Here is a 17,607-nt window from a genome sequence, read left to right on the forward strand (position 1 = left end):
TAGAGCAAAAAAGTCTCTTAGAAGTCTCTTTTCTGCTTTAAACTTACATAAATAATATAATTTAAAATAAAAAGCTTTTTATTATGATTGTATTGTGTATTCTTTCCATATAAATCTACTCATATTCAAGGAGAAAACGCATGTCGTTTAAAGCCAAGATCATTCTAACCATCTCCGTATTGATGTTTTTAAGCTTAGGCGCATTTAGCCTCTTTAGCTACATCGACACAAAGAAAAACAGCGTTGTGCAAGTTGAAGCCAGTCTACAAATGGCATCACGTGCATTGACAGATTATATCGACCTCTGGGTTGCTTCTAAAAAAAGTGGTGTTGCTGGAGCGGCACGCTCATTGAGTCATGTCACAGATGATGCAGAGTTAGAAGCAAGACTGAAAGAGATGAGTAAGACATACGATGCAATGGAATCCTATGCTGGATTTGAAGATGGTAAAATGATTTATGGTAGTGGCAAGAAAAAAGCTGAAGGATATGATCCAAGATCAAGAGGCTGGTACAAACAGGCAAAAAGCGAAGGGAAAGTGGGCATTACAGATGCCTATGTTGGTGCAACTGCGAAAGTCCTTATGGTTACTGTCATGGCACCTATTATGAGAAATGGATCAATGGTTGGTGTTGTTGGCATCGATCTTCCTTTAGAAACCCTAGTAAAAGCTGTTGGCGATGTTAATTTTAACGGTGGTTACGGCATGCTCCTTGATACCAAAAAAATGATCGTTGCACACCCAAATAAAGAACTTCTTGGTACAGAATCAACCTTAAGCAAAGAGTTTAAAGAAAAAAAAGAGGGATTTATCGAGTACGAATTCCAAGGTGCTAATAAAATTTTTGCGTTTAAAGTCTCTTCTGAGACCGGTTGGATTCCTGGAATTACTTTTGATAAAGAAACCGCGTATGCTTTTTTAAATGCACAAATTAGAAATCTCATGTTAATGGGCCTTGTAATGCTTATCCTCTCCATCGGAGTAATGATTGTGCTGATTAAAGCTCTACTCAAACCACTGGATACTCTCAATGGTGTAGTACAAGAGCTCTCAAGTAGTGAAGGTGATCTTAGACAAAGACTTTCTGTTGCTTCCAATGATGAATTTGCTCAAGTGTCACGTAACATTAATAAATTCATTGAAAAGCTTCATGAGATTGTGAAAAAGTCTAAAACGATTAGTAATGAAAATGCCTCTATCTCAGAAGAACTCTCACGTACCGCATCAGAAGTCGTACGTAATGTAGACACAGAGTCTAAAATCGTTGAGAGTACAAAAGAAGAAGGTATTGCATTAGTTAAAAGTATTGAAACCTCTGTTGTAAAAGCCAAAGATTCTCAAAAAGCACTCAGTGCTACTCAAAAAGATATCTCTGATGTAAAAGCTAAAGTAGAACAACTCGAATACACCATGCAAGCCACAGCTGCAAAAGAGCAAAACTTGGCTGAACGTCTTAATACAGTAAGCCATAATGCCAATGAAGTCAAAGATGTTCTAAACATCATTAGAGATATTGCCGATCAAACCAACCTTTTAGCCCTCAATGCAGCGATTGAAGCTGCAAGGGCAGGAGAGCATGGACGTGGTTTTGCCGTGGTTGCCGATGAAGTACGAAAGTTGGCTGAGAGAACACAAAAAAGCTTGGTTGAGATTGATGCAACCATCAATGTGGTGGTTCAATCCATTATGGATGCCAATACTGATATTGCTGCCAATGCAGGAGAAGTCAATGCATTAGCATCTATCTCTATAGAACTTCAAGATGGTATGAACAGTGTCGAAACCATTATTCATAAAACCATTGATGAATCACACCATACAGTTAATGACTTTATCGATACCGCTTCTAAAATCAAAAAGATTGTGGATGAGATCGAGAAGATCAATACCATCTCTAAAGAGAATGTTGGAAGTATCGACAATGTTTCTCAAGCTTCTGAACACCTCCATGTGATGACTGAAAACCTTAACAACGAACTGGGTAAGTTTAAGTCGTAAAATCTATAATACCTGAGTATTATCCATACTCAGGTATCTCCTAGTATTTTTCTTCATTTTTCTCTCCTACCATTTAAAGAACTACAACATATTTGCAACAAAAAGATGTTACTATCTTCATAGTTTATACTTATGTGAGGTAATCATCCTCATCAAAGTCTCATTTTCGTCACAAAAAAAGCGCTATAATAAAAACCTTACGTCGTTAATGTAAAGTATCCGCATTTTTACATGTTAACACAACTCTCACAAAAAGGAGTCATTTATGCACTTTAAGACAAAAGTCACTTTGATTATCTCACTCTTAATCTGTATTAGCCTTACAGCATTTGGTGTTGTAAGCTATATCGATACAAAGAAAAATAGTATTACTCAAGTTGAGACAAACCTCAAAATGGCATCTCGCTCATTAACCGATTATATTGATCTATGGGTTTTGAGTAAGAAAAATAGCCTCTCAAGCGCTGCACGTATGCTAAGCGACATCGAAAACATGAGCGAAGCACAAGCCAAAGCCATTCTTCAAGAAACAACAAAAGCATCGGAAGGGCGCGATAGCTTTTTAGGTATTGAAAGTAGTGGCATTATGATTTATGGTAGTAACACCATTCCTAAAGTTGATCCGCGAACACGTCCTTGGTACGTTATGGGGAAAACAACAGGTAAGGCTGGTATGACAGATATTTACCGCGGATCTGCTGATCCTATTGACCTTGTAGCTGTTATGGCACCGATTGTAAAAAATGGAAAGATTGTTGGTGTCGTTGCAACCTCATTTGAGCTCAAGCATATTGTAAAAGCTGTAAGCGACATCAATTTCAATGGTGGCTACGGAATGCTTTTGGATGCAAAAAAAATTATCGTTGCACATCCAAAAGCTGAAATGCTAGGTAAAGAGTCTATTTTAGCAACAAAACTCAAAGGAGATCCAGAAGGATTAATCGAATATGCTTTTGAAGGAGAAAATAAAATTTTTGCTTACAAAGCTTCTGAAGAAACAAACTGGATCCCAGGTATTACTTTCGATAAAGATATGGCATATGCTTTCTTAAATAGCCAAGTGAAAGAGCTCTTTATTATGGGGCTTATTATGCTCATTCTTTCTGTTGGTATTATGATTTTTTTAATTAAAATGCTCTTACAACCTCTCGATCAACTTAACCAAGTTGTTCAAGATCTTTCAAGTTCAGAAGGTGATCTTAGACAACGTCTTCAAGCAGCAAGCAATGATGAATTTGGCCAAGTATCGGGGAACATTAACAAATTCATTGAAAAACTTCATGAAATTGTTAAAAAATCAAAAGAGATCAGTAATGAAAATGCTTCTATTTCAGAAGAGCTCTCTCGTACAGCTTCTGAAGTCGTACGCAATGTTGATGCTGAGGCAAAAATTGTGAGTAAAACAAAAGATAACGGCATAGCGCTTACAAGCGCTATCGAGGCATCGGTACAAAAAGCAACAGCATCACAAGAGGCACTTCGTAAAACACAACAAGACATTAACACGGTTAAAAATCAAGCAGAGCAACTTGAACGTACCATGCAAGAAACTGCTGTAAAAGAGCAGAGTTTAGCGGATCGTTTAAATACCGTCAGTCACAATGCCAACGAAGTCAAAGAGGTCCTAAGCATCATTAGAGATATTGCTGATCAGACCAATTTGCTAGCCCTTAATGCGGCCATTGAAGCGGCACGTGCAGGCGAGCATGGACGTGGATTTGCCGTTGTTGCAGATGAAGTACGAAAACTCGCTGAGCGTACTCAAAAAAGCTTAGTAGAGATAGATGCAACCATTAATGTTGTTGTTCAATCTATCATGGATGCCAATACAGACATTGCTCATAATGCTGAGGAGGTTAATGCTCTTGCATCGATCTCCATAGAGTTACAAAATGGTATGAATAATATTGATACAACCATTCAAAAAACCATTCAAGATGCCCATGCAACCGTTGATAACTTTGTACATACGGCAACGCAAATCAAGGGAATGGTTGAAGAGATTGAAAAAATCAATGTGATTTCAAAAGAAAATGTCACCAGCATTGACAATGTTTCTCAAGCGAGTGAACATTTACATGCGATGACAGAAAATCTCAATAACGAACTCGGAAAATTTAAGTCCTAAAATCTTAAACCTCGGCGAGGAGCTTTATGACCTCGCTGGGTGTTTTCACCAAATGTTTTGCACCATGTTCTCGTAGTTCATCTTCTTCTCTAAAGCCCCACAATGCACCAAGGGCTATCATCCCAGCACTATTAGCCGTTTGCATGTCGATCATTGTATCACCCAGATAATAACACCTATGTGGTTCTATCTCTAAGAGAGAACTAATGTCTAATGCACCTTGTGGATGAGGCTTTCTTGGGACACCATTACGGGCACCGAAAACAACGTCAAATTTCCATGACCGTAGATATTTTACAGTGCACATTTTGGTAAAAGAATCGGGTTTGTTAGAAAGAATTGCCATTTTAAAGCCACGTGTTTGCAAAAATGTCAACATCTTACTCACACCATCGTAAAGCTTAGTATTTTGATTAAATTGTTTGGCGTAATGGCTTTCAAATAAGCTGACAGCTTCTTGAATAACCTCTTGTGTTTGAGGAGTTTGGGCAAAGATGTTTTCAAAAAGTTTGAAAACACCCTCACCTACAAAATAACGATATTTTTCTGTTGACTCAGCGTTAAAACCAAGCGTTGTCAAGGCAAAATTAGCACTGATGGCAATATCTTCAAGCGTATCAAGAAGTGTGCCATCAAGATCGAAAATGATCGCTTTATTCATATTAGCACTTGCAGCTAGTACCACTGCTTGCCTGATACGTTACACCTAATGCAGCGCAAACTTTTTCAGTAACAGCATCAGATGTTAATCCAAATTTCTTAAACAATAAATCTGCAGGAGCACTCGCACCAAAACGTTTCATACCAATCACTTCATCAGCAAAACGGTACCATTCATTACCGGCACTTGCTTCAATCGCAAATACTTTTGTTTTAGGATCAATAACCGTATCGATGTATGATTTTTCTTGTTCAACAAAAAGATCAAAACACGGCACACTAACGATGTTCGTTGCAACACCCATTTTTGAAAGTCTGCACCCTACTTCAAGTGCCATATACACCTCACTACCACTTGCCAGTAATGTTACAGTTGCGTTATCACGTTTTGTCAGCAAATAACCACCATTTTCAACATCACCATGCACTCTATCATCTTTAAGCGCTTTTAGTTTTTGACGTGAACACACAAATGCTGCAGGAGCTTGCATACTCAATGCTTTTTGCCATGCTTTTACATTCTCTCTACCATCACATGGGCGGTAAACATAAAAGTTAGGGAGTGCTCTAAATTGACTGAGTTGCTCAATTGGCTGATGCGTTGGTCCATCTTCGCCGACACCAATACTATCATGTGTCCAGATATAAAAGTTTTTAAGTTTCATCAATGCCGCTAAACGAACAGATGGCTTCATATAATCACTGAAAATAAAGAATGTCGCACCATAAGGAATAAATAAACCATACAGTGCAAACGCATTGATAATAGCACCCATAGCATGTTCGCGAATACCAAAGTGAATATTAGGACCAAAAGGGAAATCTCCCATGCCATTGAGTTCACTTTTATTTGATGGACCAAGATCTGCACTTCCCCCTAAGAAGCTAGGAATAGCTTTAGCAATTGCATTGATAATTTTTCCATTACTATCGCGTGTTGCGACATCACTCTCAAAAGTTGGCCACTCAATTTTTGAAAAATCAGGATTTAAGAGAGCTTCAAGAAGCGCTTTTTGCTCAGCACTCAATCCATTTTTAACAAGCGCATTCCACCCAGCTTCAGCAAGATCACCTTTTTCAAGAGCACAATTAAAACGAGCACGAACATCGTCATCTACGCTAAAACTTTTTTCAGGATCAAATCCTGCTTTCATTTTAGAGTTTTTAATCTCTTCACATCCAAGAGGTGCACCATGCGCATGATGGCTTCCTTCCATCTCACATGCACCTTTTGCAATCGTCGTATCTGCAATAATCAAGTAAGGCTTTGTTTGCTCTTTAGATTGCTCTAATACTTCATTGATCTCATCGAAATCATGTCCATCAATACGTGAAACTTCCCAGCCTTGCGCTTCAAATCTACGTTTAACATCTTCGCTCCATGCAATAGAAGTATCTCCTTCAATCGTAATGGCATTGCTATCATAAATAACCACTAAATTATCAAGTCCTAGATGTCCTGCAAGTGAACACGCCTCGTAGCTAATGCCTTCTTGTAGGTCACCATCGCCACATAAGCAGTAAACTTTATGGGTAATCACTTCTGCTTTTGGTTTGTTTAAAAGTGTTGCTGCATATTTTGCTGCCATCGCAAAACCAACGGCATTAGAAATACCTTGTCCTAAAGGGCCTGTAGTAACTTCTACACCAGGAACATCGCCATATTCAGGGTGACCTGGTGTTTTACTACCTAATTGTCTAAAATTTTGTAAATCTTCAATACTAAGATCATAACCACATAGATGTAAAAATGAGTACACAAGCGCTGAAGCATGTCCTCCACTAAAGATTAAACGATCGCGATTCAACCATTTTGGATTTTTCGGATTATGTGTAATATGACGTGCTAAAACTGTTACGATATCTGCTAAACCCATAGGAGCACCTGGGTGACCACTGTTTGCACGTTGTACCATATCTGCTGCTAAAAAACGAATTGTATCGGCTTGTTTTTTCAATATTTTTTTATTTTCCATTGTATATCTATCCTTTAAAATATGCTTCGACAATGCTTTTGAGTCTATGCGACAAAGCTGCATCAAGCTTTTCTAATTCACCATCCAGTTCAAGCAGAAGTTTTTGCTTCGTCTCTTTGGCACCCTCTAGTCCTAGTAAATTGACAAATGAGTTCTTATGACCATCATTTTGTGTTGGTTTACCCGCTTCTTCGCTTGTCAATGTTGCATCAATAATGTCATCTTGCACTTGAAACAAAAGTCCTAGTTTAAGACCAAACTGATAAAGTATCTCTTGAGTTGCTTTATCTAACTCACAGATCACAGCACCCATAAGCAGCGAAGCTGCAATCAATTTAGCTGTTTTATGAAGGTGTAAAAAACTTAATTCATCTACATTCAAATGTTTATCTTCGAAAAAGCAATCAATTGCTTGACCTAGAACCATTCCGTAGATTCCAGCATCACTGGAAAGAATGGATACCAGCTTAATTCTAATTTCAGCACTTAAAGGAGCATTTGCCAAGAGATAAAACGCATGAGTATTTAAAGCATCGCCAATCAATACAGCCGTAGTCTCATCATAGCTAACATGCAATGTAGGATGCCCTCGTCTAAGCGCTGCATTATCCATACATGGCAAATCATCATGAATCAGCGAATACGTATGCATCATTTCTAACCCAAGTGCTACATGCAAGGCATTTTCAATTAAAAGAGGCTTGGAGCTTTCAACAACACTAAGAAGCAACAGAGGACGGAACCGCTTTCCTCCTACATCAAGCATCTCGCCAAAAGCGTGACTAAAATGTGGATGAAAACTTTCAACAACAGGAAGCTTTACTTTTAAAAACTGCTCGAACTTTTCTACTAACTCTTTAGAACTCAAAACTTCCCTTTCAACGTTTCAATGTTACAAAAAATTGGAAATCGTCACGGTCAAATAAGAGACTGACCTCTCGATTACGTGCCTTAGCCAAATAAGAATCAGCCTCAGAAACTCGCTCTACTGGTACTTGATCAATTTGAATTAAACGATCACCTGCTTTTAAACCACTTTGTTCAGCAAAAGAACCACGTGCGATCTCTTTGAGTCTAAGATCATTGTCAAACTTAAACCCTTTCGTTTGTAAATAGCTCTCTTTTTTGGTTTCAGGTAATGGTACTTTTTTAGGCTCGACTTTTTTTACAACAGGTTTTGGTGCTAAAATATTTTCTTCAATCCATGCATTATCGCGTTGAATTTGTGCACTCACTTTTGTAAGATCTTTAAATGTTTTTAGGGCATCACCAAATTCTGTTACATTGCTTACTTTTTTACCATTGAGCAGTGTGATTTTATCACCTACTTTTAATTTTGCATCTTTAAATGTTGGATCCACAAAATCAACGATTACACTCTCATTGCCATCAACAACGCGTACCCCTAACTCTTGAAATGAGGCTGATTTTCCATCGATGAAGCGCTGAAGAGACTCAGATCCAATAAAAAATTTATCGCCAATTCCTAGTCCATACATTTCACAGCATAGCCCACCAACTAGCGTATTTACTTCTCCCACTCCACCAAATTCAAAAAATTCATTGGCACTTTTTCCTATTTTAGAAGCATTGACTGCAACCAAAGAGTTGTCCGTCATGCTCACAAGCCATTCACCAAGTTTCATCTCACTGGTTGATTTTAATTTTACAGGAATAAGCGGTTTTGGCGAGTCGAAAAGATAGAGATTGGAGTAATAATCATACTTAGCAAAGGGCACAGTTGGTTTTTCTTTTGAATACGCAATTGCCTGCTTTTCACTAATGGCAATCGCTCTTGTTTTACCAAAATAAACAACAGATTGTTTGTTTTTTTCATAACATTGTGAAAAATCAGGGTATACGAACTCTGCTTTAGAAGCGGGAGCTGGTGTAGATGCTACTGGTGCTTCTGCTCCAAAAAGAGCACTTGTTGCTAAAAAAAGAAAGAGACCTAGACGTTTCACATACTGCTCCTTAACTTTTTGCGCCAAATCCTCCAATGCTGGAAAGCATCTGAGTTGTCGCTAGTTTTTTGTTATCTTCTACCATTTTGGAAACATCATTGATTGCACTTATAAGGAGAATCTGCAACGATTCTTTGTCGCTTAAAAGTGAATCATCGAGCGTTATATCAATGAGTTCACCATTTCCATTCATACTGACACTTACCATGCCACCGCCACTTTTAGCAGTGAACTCTTTATTGCTTGCATCTTCTTGCATTTTTTGAGCTTGTTTTTGTGCCTCTTCAAGCATCGCACTCATTTTTGAAAGATCAAAATTTTCAAACATTAGATGTAATCTCTCACTTCAACCAAAGTATTACTTTCATCGACCAATACTACCGTTGGTTTGAAAGCTTCCATTTCACCTTTTGTCATATGTGCATACGCAATAATAATAATTTTATCACCAATATGGGCTTTTCGTGCTGCTGCACCATTGAGGCAGATATCTTTTCCACCCGCTTTGCCTTCAATAACATACGTTGTAAAGCGTTCACCGTTATTAATATTGACTACTTCTACTTTTTGTCCTACATTTAGGTTAGAAGCTTCAATAAGTTCTTTATCAATTGTAATAGAACCTACATAATTCAAATTAGCGTCAGTTACAGTCGCTCTATGAATTTTACTGTATAACATCTCAAGCGTCATCGCTTTTCTACCTCTTTAAGTTTAAGAAATTTGTTTATTTTACCCTATTTTTGCTTAGCCCATTGAGCGATAATGCTTTTTACAACTTCCCTGTCATCAAAGGGATATTTTTTCCCTTGAATCTCTTGGTAGGTTTCATCTCCTTTACCAAGAATCAGCAAGACTTCATCCTTTCCTTGTTTCAATAATGCTTTTTCAATAGCCTTATGACGATCTACTTCCACTTCTAAATGTTCATTTGGATGCATACCAGCCAAAATTTCATTGATAATGCTTTGTGGATCTTCAGAACGTGGATTATCACTTGTAACCACAATTTTTTTTGCATAGCGCTCTGCCATTGCTCCCATTTTAGGACGCTTGGTACGATCACGATCTCCACCTGCACCAAAAACAACAACTAGATCGCGTTCTTTCATGCTATCAAGAACTTTTTCCATACCATCTGGCGTATGTGCAAAATCAACGATGACCAAAGGATCACTGCTTACCACTTCCATACGTCCTTCAACACCACCAAAATGCTCTACAGCTTCACAAATAGCTTCCATAGGCGCAACACCTAACATATCAACAGCGCTAATGGCTGCAAGGATATTATAGAGATTAAAAAAGCCATGCAGAGGTGATTCAAAATCATATACTTTATCGATTTTAGCGACTGCCGCACTAATGCCTTCTTTTAGTGAGTACGCTAAAATTTTGTACGTTGCAGGATGTTCAATACCATAACTCATGGCATTGGTACGATTAAAACGAATTTTGCTTTCGTCTTTATTGATAAGTTTCAAACTCTCATCTTCAAAAAAGCTACTTTTTACGGCGATGTATTCATCAATTGTTTTGTGAAAATCAAGATGATCTTGCGTAATATTGGTTAGAATTTTGAGAGCAAAACTAAGCCCATCTATACGATTTTGTACAATTGCGTGAGAACTCACTTCCATAACAAAGTATTCACATCCTGCATCCACTGCCATTTTTAAATTTTTGATCGTTTGTAAAATAGGTGGGGTAGTAAGGCTTTTATCCTCGATGCGATGATCATTGATAAAACAACCTCTTGTACCCTGTAAGCCAACTTTTTTACCTAAATCAAGAAGTATGGAGTAAATTGCAGCAGCTGTTGTTGTTTTGCCATTGGTTCCTGTGATACCAATAATTTTAATCTTATCCACAATTCCAAGAAGATCAATACACTCTTTCGCAGAGATAATTTTTGTACAACCATGATCAATTGCACTTTGTTTATAAAGAGCATTTTGATCACTTATCATAAAAATGCTTGAAGCATTACACTCATTTGAATTATCCGTTATATATAAAAACGGTTCATGGTTTTGCAAATCTATTTTCAAGGGAACTCTCTATTTTTGTACTTTTTTAATGAGCGATAACAATTGCTCATCATTAGGGAAAAGAGTAACAGCACTCTCTAAGTAGTTGAGGGACATTTCAATAAAGCCATTTTCAATGAGTTTGGCTAAAAAATCAACAAAATCTTCTTTTTTAGAAATAATAACTTTTGTAGAGAACATGATGTCTTCAAAAGCTTCTTTAAAACTACCACGAGATTCAATTAAAGCCATAAAATCTTCATACTTAATTCCATTTTCTGCATTAATTCTTGCTTCAAAATCACTCTGTTTAAAAAGGTGAGCTATTTTCTCGCTGTGTTCTTCGACTGAATTGATGATCTCTTCCATCACCTCTTCACAATCTTCTGCACCATTTTCTTTAGTGAGAATATAATACTCAAACAATGCCATCGCTTGTTCTTCATTACTCATTGCCATATCGCATAAAATAGCGCCTATTCGGGCTTCTTTGGAGTTGGGATCGATACTGAGTGCTAATGCAAATTGTTGCATTGCCTCTTTGAAGTTTTTTGTATAAAATTTCTCAATGCCATCTTTAATATATGCGTTCATTACTCTCCCACTGCTTCGAATTCATGTTCTTGGCCAGGTAAAATATTTACAACTTCAAGTTCAGGATGAATATCAATTCTTAATTGTCTTTCAACACCGTATTTAAGTGTTTGACCGCTGGATGCACACCCTTGACAAGCACCTTGAAGCTGAACATAAACACGACCTTGTTTTATTCCTAATAATGTTAATCCACCGCCATCTAACGCTAACATTGGCTTAATTTTTTCAAGTGATTTTTCAACAACGGGAAGTAACTCATCATCACTAAATGGTATCATAGATTCTCCTATAGCAAAAGTATCTAATTTAACAATAGTTTGAGTTAAAAGTGACTTAATTTAAGAGGATAGAAGGCGACTTTAGGGTAAAAAAATTTTAACGAAGATAAGCTTGGGGACGAATGTCCCCGAAGCAAAAAAAGAGAATTAAACGAGCTCTAAAAACGCCATAGGCGCAGCGTCGCCTTTTCTAATACGTGTTTTTACGATACGGGTGTAACCACCATTTCTCTCAAGGTATTTAGGTGCGATCTCATTGACCAATTTTTTTGTACACTCTTTATCTTGAAGTGCAGCAAAAACTGTTTTGTGAGCATGATCGCCACCAACTCCAGCTTTAGTAATCAATTTTTCAACAAAACCTCTAAGCTCTTTTGCTTTTGGAAGTGTTGTTTCGATTTTCTCATATTTAATAACAGCTATAGCCAAGTTCTTCAACAACGCCGCTCTGTGTGATGAAGTACGACCAAGCTTTCTATATCCGTGCTTATGTCTCATAAATTAACCCTCGTTGGCTTCAGATTTTAAATCTTCAATTTTTTTCTTGAGCAAACTTGCTGTCTCGTCAGAGAAATTATATCCGACAGGATAACCACTCTCTTCCATAACTTGTCTGATCTCTTCTAATGACTTTTTGCCTAGATTTTTAAGGTTTTTGAGCTCTAACTCACTCATTAAAGCAAGTTCGCCAATGAATTTAACCTCTGCTCTATCTAAACAGTTGAAGCTACGAGCACTTAGATTTAACTCTTCAATACTCTGTAATAGCTTTCCAAACTCCACGTTCTCATTAGAACTCTCACTTTTTGGAGCCACTGCAATATCCAAAATGCCATTAAATACTGACATTTGTGCATACATCGCTTCAAGTGAATTTTTAAAAGCTTCAATTGGAGAAACAAGTCCATCTGTTTCGATTGTGAAAACAATTTTCTCATAGTTAGGATTGTCCTCAACCAAAACGTTCTCAATATCATACACTGCTCTTTTTACAGGTGTAAAGAAAGCATCGAGTGCAATATAATCTTCTCCGACCAAACCTCTAATGTTCTCACTTGGAACATAGCCGATTCCTTTTTCGATAATCAAAGAGAAGTTTAGCTCTGCGTCTTCATTGATTGTTGCCAAATATGCATCTGGAGTAACAATTTCAACTTGAGCGTTTGCTAAATCACTTCCTTTAATCTCTTTTGGTCCAGTAAATGAGTAGTTAACCTCTAAGCGTTTCTCATCACCTTTGATTTTGAAACGAATATTTTTAAGGTTAATGATGAAAAGAGCAACATCTTCAAGCATACCGCGCATGCTATCAAATTCATGGGTTACGCCTTCAATCTTTACAGCCGTTGGTGCAGATCCTACTGTACTGCTTAAAAGCAATCTTCGTAAAGGATGTGCCAATGTTACTGCAAAACCAGATTCAAATGGGTATGCACTCACTTGAACCTTATTTGCCGCAATATTCTCTACCTCAATTTCAGTTGGCATGTAAGCTGATGTATTGATTTTTTTCATATACTACCTACTTTATTATTTAGAGTATAGCTCAACGATTAATCTTTCTTCAACCGGAATAACTACTTCTTCTCTCTCTGGGATACGTGTAAAAATACCCATAGCTTTTTCTCTCTCAACATCAACCCATGGTGCAATACCAGTTTGTTGTGTTAACTCAAGAGCTCTTTTTACTTGTGGGTTGTTTTTAGATTTCTCGCAAACTTCGATTTTGTCACCAGCACGTACAACATATGAAGGAATGTCAACTTTGCTGCCATTCACTAAAATGTGACCATGTGTAACTAATTGACGTGCAAATCTTCTTGTTGTTGCAAAACCCATACGGTAAACAACATTGTCAAGTCTTCTTTCGATAAGAAGAACAAGGTTAATACCTGTGTTTCCTTCTTTTCTTGCTGCTTCGTCAAATATACGTCTGAATTGTTTTTCAGAAACTCCATACATAAATTTAGCTTTTTGTTTCTCTCTTAATTGGAGACCGTACTCACTAATTTTTGCTCTTCTTTGTCCGTGTTGACCTGGTGCATATGGTCGCTTGTCTAATGCGCTTTTACCAGCAAGTCTGCGCTCACCTTTAAGGGCTAAGCTGACACCAAGTCTTCTCTCGAGCTTTTCGACTGGTCCTCTATATCTTGCCATTTTTTCTCCTAATCTATTGCATAAACGAAAAAATTATTTTGTTTCTCTTAAAGAAGTTCTATTCTAAAAATTAGAATTAAACTCTTCTTCTTTTTGGAGGTCTACAGCCGTTGTGTGGAAGAGGTGTAATATCTTTTAGGAAAGATACTTTAATACCTTCTGTACTACCAGCACTTTTTACCGCTGTCTCACGACCACTGCCCGGGCCTTGAACTTTAATACCGATTTCTTTGAGACCATGCTCTTTTGCTTTTGTAAGTGCATCTTCAACAGCTTGTTGTGCTGCATAAGGAGTAGATTTTTTACTACCTTTAAAGCCTAGGCTTCCTGCACTGCTCCAAGCAATAACATTTCCCATCTCATCAGTTACAGTTACGACAGTGTTATTAAATGTTGCAGAGATATAGATGATACCTTTAGCAATATTTTTCTTAACAACTTTTTTACGTACTACTTTTCTTTTTGCCATCTGTTTCCCTTTGAGACTTCGTTATTTAGCTTTAGCGCCAACGGTGCGTTTTTTACCTTTTCTGGTACGCGCATTCGTTTTTGTTTTTTGTCCACGAACTGGCAAGCCTTTTCTGTGTCTAAGACCTCTATAGCTTCCCATATCCATCAAAGCTTTAATATCCATAGCCACTTTTTTACGAAGATCACCCTCTACTTGGAATCCTGCTTGGATCTCTTTACGAATCGCAGCAACTTCATCTTCACTTAGCTCATGAACTCTTTTATCAAACGAAATTCCAGTTGCTGTTAAAATAGCTCTAGAACTTGTTAAACCTATACCGTAGATGTATGTTAAACCATACTCTACTCTCTTTTTCATTGGAAGGTCTACACCTGCAATCCTTGCCATGCTTATCCTTGTCTCTGTTTGTGTTTTGGATTTACGCAAATGACTCTAACGATACCTTTTCGTTTAATCACTTTGCACTTATCGCACATCTTCTTTACAGAAGGTCGTACTTTCATTCGTGACTCCTGAACTTTTTTTCCACTGGGATTTTGAGTTAAACTGTCACAGGTTTGATGATGTATCTCAAACCAACAATCGAAAAAACAGTGGTTTCTTTCTCGATTATTCTTCACACAGCTTTACAAAAGGGGTAAATTATACATAAATTAAGCTAATAATTTACTTATACCTATAAGTTATACGACCTTTATCTAAACTATACGGAGTTAACTCAACTTTCACGGTATCTCCTGGCATTATTTTAATATAATGCATTCTCATCTTGCCAGCAATGTGACACAAAATCACATGGCTATTTTGTACTTCAACTTTAAAAGTTGCATTGGGAAGTGCTTCGATCACTTTACCATCTATTTCAATCACGTCATCTTTTGCCATTTTACCTCCTATAATCTCAAGATAGAGACAAAATTTCTACTTTACCATCTACGATTGCAACCGTGTGCTCATAGTGGCTTCCTCTTAACCCATCTGTCGAAACAACAGACCACTTATCCTCCAAAATTTTCGGAGTTCCCTCTTTATGACAAATCATCGGCTCAATACAAAAAACCATTCCATTCTTAATTTTAGGACCGCTCTTAGGATTAATCCCTTCTAAATAGTTTGGAAGTTCTGGCTCTTCATGAGGCTTTCTACCGATACCATGCCCACAAAAACCACGCAATGGAACATAACCTTTTTGGAGAATAAACTGCTCAATTGCATGACTCAGTTCTTTAAAACGCATTTCTGGTTGAATAATATCGATTGCATAATAGAGTGCATCTTTAGCGCATGCTATTAGGTTTTCATCATCCTTAGTAATTTCTCCAACGCCTACTGTTATAGCAGAATCACCATACCAACCGTCTACTTCAGTACCAATATCAAGGCCTACAATATCGCCTTCTTTAAGTCGATAATCAGTAGGAATACCATGAATGATTACTTCATTGACAGAGGTACATACACCCGCTGGAAAACCATAAAGACCCTTAAATGCAGGACGTGCACCAAGGCTATGAATGTAAGACTCACCCATGGCATTAAGCTCTTTTAAGCTGAGCCCTGGGTGAATATTACCTGCAAGATACTCTAATGTTTTAGCAACAATCTTATTAGCTACAGAAAGCTTTGCTATCTCTTGAGCTTTTTTGATGGTAATTGCCATACCATTAAAGTCCTACAGCACTAAGTGTTTCATATTTATTCATGTACATCTGTGCTTCAATTTTACGCATTGTATCAAGTGCAACTTGTACAACAATGAGTACTGCCGTTCCACCAAAATAAAATGGAACACCCATTACTTTTACTAAAACCCATGGAAGAGTTGAGATAAGTCCTAGGTAAATTGATCCCCATAAGGTTAATCTTCCTGCTACTTCATTTAAGAAGAGTGCAGTGCTTTCGCCTGGTCTTACACCCGGGATAAAACCACCTTGTTTTTTTAAGTTCTCAGAGATATCTTTTGCATTGAACACAATCGATGCATAAAAATAAGCAAAGAAAATAACGAACAAGAATGTAAGTACGTTAAAGACATAACTATTTGGATTAAGAAAATCATGAATAGATTGAACAATCGGATTGGTGCTAGCTTGCATAATTGTTGATGGGAACATCAAAATTGCGCTTGCAAAAATAGGAGGAATAACACCACTAAGATTCATTTTGATCGGCACATAGTTCATAATACGTTTGTGTTGATTTTGAAGGACAACTTTTCGTGAATACGAAATCGGGATACGACGTTCACCCATCTCCACATAAATAATAGAACCGACCGTTGCTAAGATAACAGCTAAAATACCAATGACGACAAGGAAGTTCAATTCCCCAGTATTCACAAGGTTAATAGTTCCGCCAATAGCATTTGGAATTCCTGAAACAATACCTGCAAAAATAATCAAACTGATACCGTTACCAATACCACGTTGCGTAATTTGTTCACCGATCCACATAAGTAACATGGTTCCTGTAAGCATACTCGCAGCTGCAATAGCTGTAAAGGTTGTCATATCGATCATAATCGCACTCTCGCCTGCGCGACCGCTTAACCCTCCAAGACCAACGGAAACACCAATGGCTTGTACAATCGTAATACCAATCGTTGCATATCGAATGATCTGCATGTATTTGACCATACCATCACGTTCTTTTTTCATTTTACCAAGTGCTGGGAAAGTTGCTGCAAGAAGTTCCATAATAATAGACGCGGTGATGTAAGGCATAATACCTAACGATATAATACTAAGACGTTGTGCAGCGTTACCGCTGAACATATTAAACATTCCAAGGGCATTTGAGCTATTGGAGTCGAAGAACTCTTTAATTACAGCTATATTTACACCAGGAACTGGCACGTATGCCAGTATCCTGTATGCAAAAATAAAGCCTAATGTAACTAAGATCTTCCTGGTGAGATCTTGGCTCATTTACTCATTCCAGTAAAAATGACGTTTTCGTCTTTAATCTTAGCAGTCAACTCTTTTGCGCCTGCGCCGATTAATTTAACTTTAACAACGGTACTTGCCATTTTATGTACTGTTCTAATTGCATCAACAGTAATTTCAGCAAGTTCTGCAACTGCTTTAATTTTATCAATGTTGATAACATAAGGTTTTTCGATTTTAGAAGTAAAACCAACTTTTGGTAATCTTCTTTGAAGTGGTTGTTGACCACCCTCAAAACCTCTTTTACGTTTATAACCTGTACGAGATTTTTGACCGTTAGCACCACGGCTTGCGGTTTTACCCATACCACTACCTTGACCACGTCCTACACGTTTGATCTTTTTGGTAGAGTTTTCTGCTGGTGTAAGATTATCTAATGCCATTTTGAATCCTTCTTTAC

General features: G+C 37.5%; 21 protein-coding genes. 2 read left to right on the forward strand and 19 right to left on the reverse strand.

The features are described from left to right. The first annotated feature begins 140 nt into the window (after nt 1-140). Entirely contained in the window at nt 141-2,000 is a 1,860-nt protein-coding gene (locus UCH001_RS10780; RefSeq protein WP_067177731.1) for a methyl-accepting chemotaxis protein, read from the forward strand. A 265-nt stretch (nt 2,001-2,265) separates the two neighbouring features. Further along, nucleotides 2,266-4,128 carry a methyl-accepting chemotaxis protein gene (locus UCH001_RS10785; RefSeq protein ID WP_067177733.1) on the forward strand — a complete coding sequence of 621 codons (1,863 nt, stop codon included), beginning with the start codon at nt 2,266-2,268 and terminating at the stop codon, nt 4,126-4,128. Nucleotides 4,129-4,132: 4 nt separating this feature from the next. On the opposite strand, the gene UCH001_RS10790 is transcribed toward UCH001_RS10785, so the two are convergent. The 19 genes from UCH001_RS10790 to rplO form a co-directional block, all read right to left on the reverse strand. Continuing rightward, the gene (locus tag UCH001_RS10790; protein WP_067177735.1) at nt 4,133-4,789 is read right to left on the reverse strand and encodes an HAD family hydrolase; all 657 of its coding nucleotides are present in this window, start codon (nt 4,787-4,789) and stop codon (nt 4,133-4,135) included. Between the two features lies 1 nt (nt 4,790). After that, nucleotides 4,791-6,764: a transketolase gene (tkt, locus tag UCH001_RS10795; RefSeq protein WP_067177736.1), complete on the reverse strand. Its 1,974-nt coding sequence runs from the start codon at nt 6,762-6,764 to the stop codon at nt 4,791-4,793. 7 nt (nt 6,765-6,771) lie between these two features. Further along, nucleotides 6,772-7,632, reverse strand: a complete 861-nt coding sequence (locus tag UCH001_RS10800) for a polyprenyl synthetase family protein (RefSeq protein WP_067177738.1) — start codon at nt 7,630-7,632, stop codon at nt 6,772-6,774. A 10-nt stretch (nt 7,633-7,642) separates the two neighbouring features. Then, complete coding sequence (locus UCH001_RS10805) at nt 7,643-8,728, reverse strand: PDZ domain-containing protein (protein WP_067177739.1); 1,086 nt, start codon at nt 8,726-8,728, stop codon at nt 7,643-7,645. A 10-nt stretch (nt 8,729-8,738) separates the two neighbouring features. Further along, the gene (locus tag UCH001_RS10810) at nt 8,739-9,056 is read right to left on the reverse strand and encodes a YbaB/EbfC family nucleoid-associated protein (RefSeq protein WP_067177741.1); all 318 of its coding nucleotides are present in this window, start codon (nt 9,054-9,056) and stop codon (nt 8,739-8,741) included. Then, nucleotides 9,056-9,421 (reverse strand): aspartate 1-decarboxylase, encoded by a 366-nt coding sequence (panD, locus tag UCH001_RS10815; protein ID WP_067177743.1) that lies wholly within the window; start codon nt 9,419-9,421, stop codon nt 9,056-9,058. Before panD ends, UCH001_RS10810 begins: the two co-directional genes overlap by 1 nt. A 44-nt stretch (nt 9,422-9,465) precedes the next feature. Further along, nucleotides 9,466-10,779 carry a UDP-N-acetylmuramoyl-L-alanyl-D-glutamate--2,6-diaminopimelate ligase gene (locus tag UCH001_RS10820; RefSeq protein WP_067177744.1) on the reverse strand — a complete coding sequence of 438 codons (1,314 nt, stop codon included), beginning with the start codon at nt 10,777-10,779 and terminating at the stop codon, nt 9,466-9,468. 9 nt (nt 10,780-10,788) lie between these two features. Further along, the gene (locus UCH001_RS10825; protein ID WP_067177746.1) at nt 10,789-11,352 is read right to left on the reverse strand and encodes a tetratricopeptide repeat protein; all 564 of its coding nucleotides are present in this window, start codon (nt 11,350-11,352) and stop codon (nt 10,789-10,791) included. Next, a complete protein-coding gene (locus UCH001_RS10830) occupies nt 11,352-11,633 on the reverse strand; it encodes a NifU family protein (protein ID WP_067177748.1) in 282 nt (93 codons plus the stop codon). The genes UCH001_RS10825 and UCH001_RS10830 overlap by 1 nt, the downstream gene beginning before the upstream one ends. Nucleotides 11,634-11,780: 147 nt before the next feature. Then, nucleotides 11,781-12,131 (reverse strand): 50S ribosomal protein L17, encoded by a 351-nt coding sequence (gene rplQ, locus UCH001_RS10835; RefSeq protein WP_067177750.1) that lies wholly within the window; start codon nt 12,129-12,131, stop codon nt 11,781-11,783. Nucleotides 12,132-12,134: 3 nt separating this feature from the next. After that, nucleotides 12,135-13,148, reverse strand: coding sequence for a DNA-directed RNA polymerase subunit alpha (locus UCH001_RS10840; RefSeq protein ID WP_067177752.1), 1,014 nt, complete (start codon nt 13,146-13,148; stop codon nt 12,135-12,137). 15 nt (nt 13,149-13,163) lie between these two features. Continuing rightward, entirely contained in the window at nt 13,164-13,790 is a 627-nt protein-coding gene (gene rpsD, locus UCH001_RS10845; RefSeq protein ID WP_067177754.1) for a 30S ribosomal protein S4, read from the reverse strand. Nucleotides 13,791-13,866: 76 nt separating this feature from the next. Then, complete coding sequence (gene rpsK, locus UCH001_RS10850) at nt 13,867-14,259, reverse strand: 30S ribosomal protein S11 (RefSeq protein ID WP_067177756.1); 393 nt, start codon at nt 14,257-14,259, stop codon at nt 13,867-13,869. Nucleotides 14,260-14,280: 21 nt separating this feature from the next. Further along, entirely contained in the window at nt 14,281-14,649 is a 369-nt protein-coding gene (gene rpsM, locus UCH001_RS10855) for a 30S ribosomal protein S13 (RefSeq protein WP_067177758.1), read from the reverse strand. A 2-nt stretch (nt 14,650-14,651) separates the two neighbouring features. Continuing rightward, nucleotides 14,652-14,765, reverse strand: a complete 114-nt coding sequence (rpmJ, locus tag UCH001_RS10860) for a 50S ribosomal protein L36 (RefSeq protein WP_038533455.1) — start codon at nt 14,763-14,765, stop codon at nt 14,652-14,654. Nucleotides 14,766-14,928: 163 nt separating this feature from the next. Next, complete coding sequence (infA, locus tag UCH001_RS10865; RefSeq protein ID WP_012857710.1) at nt 14,929-15,147, reverse strand: translation initiation factor IF-1; 219 nt, start codon at nt 15,145-15,147, stop codon at nt 14,929-14,931. Between the two features lie 16 nt (nt 15,148-15,163). Continuing rightward, nucleotides 15,164-15,922 (reverse strand): type I methionyl aminopeptidase, encoded by a 759-nt coding sequence (map, locus tag UCH001_RS10870; protein WP_067177760.1) that lies wholly within the window; start codon nt 15,920-15,922, stop codon nt 15,164-15,166. A gap of 4 nt (nt 15,923-15,926) precedes the next feature. Next, a complete protein-coding gene (gene secY / locus UCH001_RS10875) occupies nt 15,927-17,189 on the reverse strand; it encodes a preprotein translocase subunit SecY (RefSeq protein ID WP_067177762.1) in 1,263 nt (420 codons plus the stop codon). Continuing rightward, entirely contained in the window at nt 17,186-17,590 is a 405-nt protein-coding gene (rplO, locus tag UCH001_RS10880) for a 50S ribosomal protein L15 (RefSeq protein ID WP_067177764.1), read from the reverse strand. The genes secY and rplO overlap by 4 nt, the downstream gene beginning before the upstream one ends. Between the last annotated feature and the right edge of the window lie 17 nt (nt 17,591-17,607).

Origin of the sequence: Sulfurospirillum sp. UCH001 (assembly GCF_001548035.1) — a bacterium.
Taxonomy (GTDB): Bacteria; Campylobacterota; Campylobacteria; order Campylobacterales; family Sulfurospirillaceae; genus Sulfurospirillum.

What these genes read in the sequence shown, in the direction of transcription:
- rpsM (WP_067177758.1), bottom strand. Translation starts at nt 14,649, where the DNA reads ATGGCAAGGATTGCAGGTGTAGACCTTCCAATGAAAAAGAGAGTAGAG.
- UCH001_RS10830 (WP_067177748.1), bottom strand. Translation starts at nt 11,633, where the DNA reads ATGATACCATTTAGTGATGATGAGTTACTTCCCGTTGTTGAAAAATCA.
- infA (WP_012857710.1), bottom strand. Translation starts at nt 15,147, where the DNA reads ATGGCAAAAGATGACGTGATTGAAATAGATGGTAAAGTGATCGAAGCA.
- UCH001_RS10790 (WP_067177735.1), bottom strand. Translation starts at nt 4,789, where the DNA reads ATGAATAAAGCGATCATTTTCGATCTTGATGGCACACTTCTTGATACG.
- secY (WP_067177762.1), bottom strand. Translation starts at nt 17,189, where the DNA reads ATGAGCCAAGATCTCACCAGGAAGATCTTAGTTACATTAGGCTTTATT.
- tkt (WP_067177736.1), bottom strand. Translation starts at nt 6,764, where the DNA reads ATGGAAAATAAAAAAATATTGAAAAAACAAGCCGATACAATTCGTTTT.
- rpsD (WP_067177754.1), bottom strand. Translation starts at nt 13,790, where the DNA reads ATGGCAAGATATAGAGGACCAGTCGAAAAGCTCGAGAGAAGACTTGGT.
- UCH001_RS10810 (WP_067177741.1), bottom strand. Translation starts at nt 9,056, where the DNA reads ATGTTTGAAAATTTTGATCTTTCAAAAATGAGTGCGATGCTTGAAGAG.
- map (WP_067177760.1), bottom strand. Translation starts at nt 15,922, where the DNA reads ATGGCAATTACCATCAAAAAAGCTCAAGAGATAGCAAAGCTTTCTGTA.
- rplO (WP_067177764.1), bottom strand. Translation starts at nt 17,590, where the DNA reads ATGGCATTAGATAATCTTACACCAGCAGAAAACTCTACCAAAAAGATC.
- panD (WP_067177743.1), bottom strand. Translation starts at nt 9,421, where the DNA reads ATGACGCTTGAGATGTTATACAGTAAAATTCATAGAGCGACTGTAACT.
- UCH001_RS10840 (WP_067177752.1), bottom strand. Translation starts at nt 13,148, where the DNA reads ATGAAAAAAATCAATACATCAGCTTACATGCCAACTGAAATTGAGGTA.
- rpsK (WP_067177756.1), bottom strand. Translation starts at nt 14,259, where the DNA reads ATGGCAAAAAGAAAAGTAGTACGTAAAAAAGTTGTTAAGAAAAATATT.
- UCH001_RS10825 (WP_067177746.1), bottom strand. Translation starts at nt 11,352, where the DNA reads ATGAACGCATATATTAAAGATGGCATTGAGAAATTTTATACAAAAAAC.
- rplQ (WP_067177750.1), bottom strand. Translation starts at nt 12,131, where the DNA reads ATGAGACATAAGCACGGATATAGAAAGCTTGGTCGTACTTCATCACAC.
- UCH001_RS10785 (WP_067177733.1), top strand. Translation starts at nt 2,266, where the DNA reads ATGCACTTTAAGACAAAAGTCACTTTGATTATCTCACTCTTAATCTGT.
- UCH001_RS10780 (WP_067177731.1), top strand. Translation starts at nt 141, where the DNA reads ATGTCGTTTAAAGCCAAGATCATTCTAACCATCTCCGTATTGATGTTT.
- rpmJ (WP_038533455.1), bottom strand. Translation starts at nt 14,765, where the DNA reads ATGAAAGTACGACCTTCTGTAAAGAAGATGTGCGATAAGTGCAAAGTG.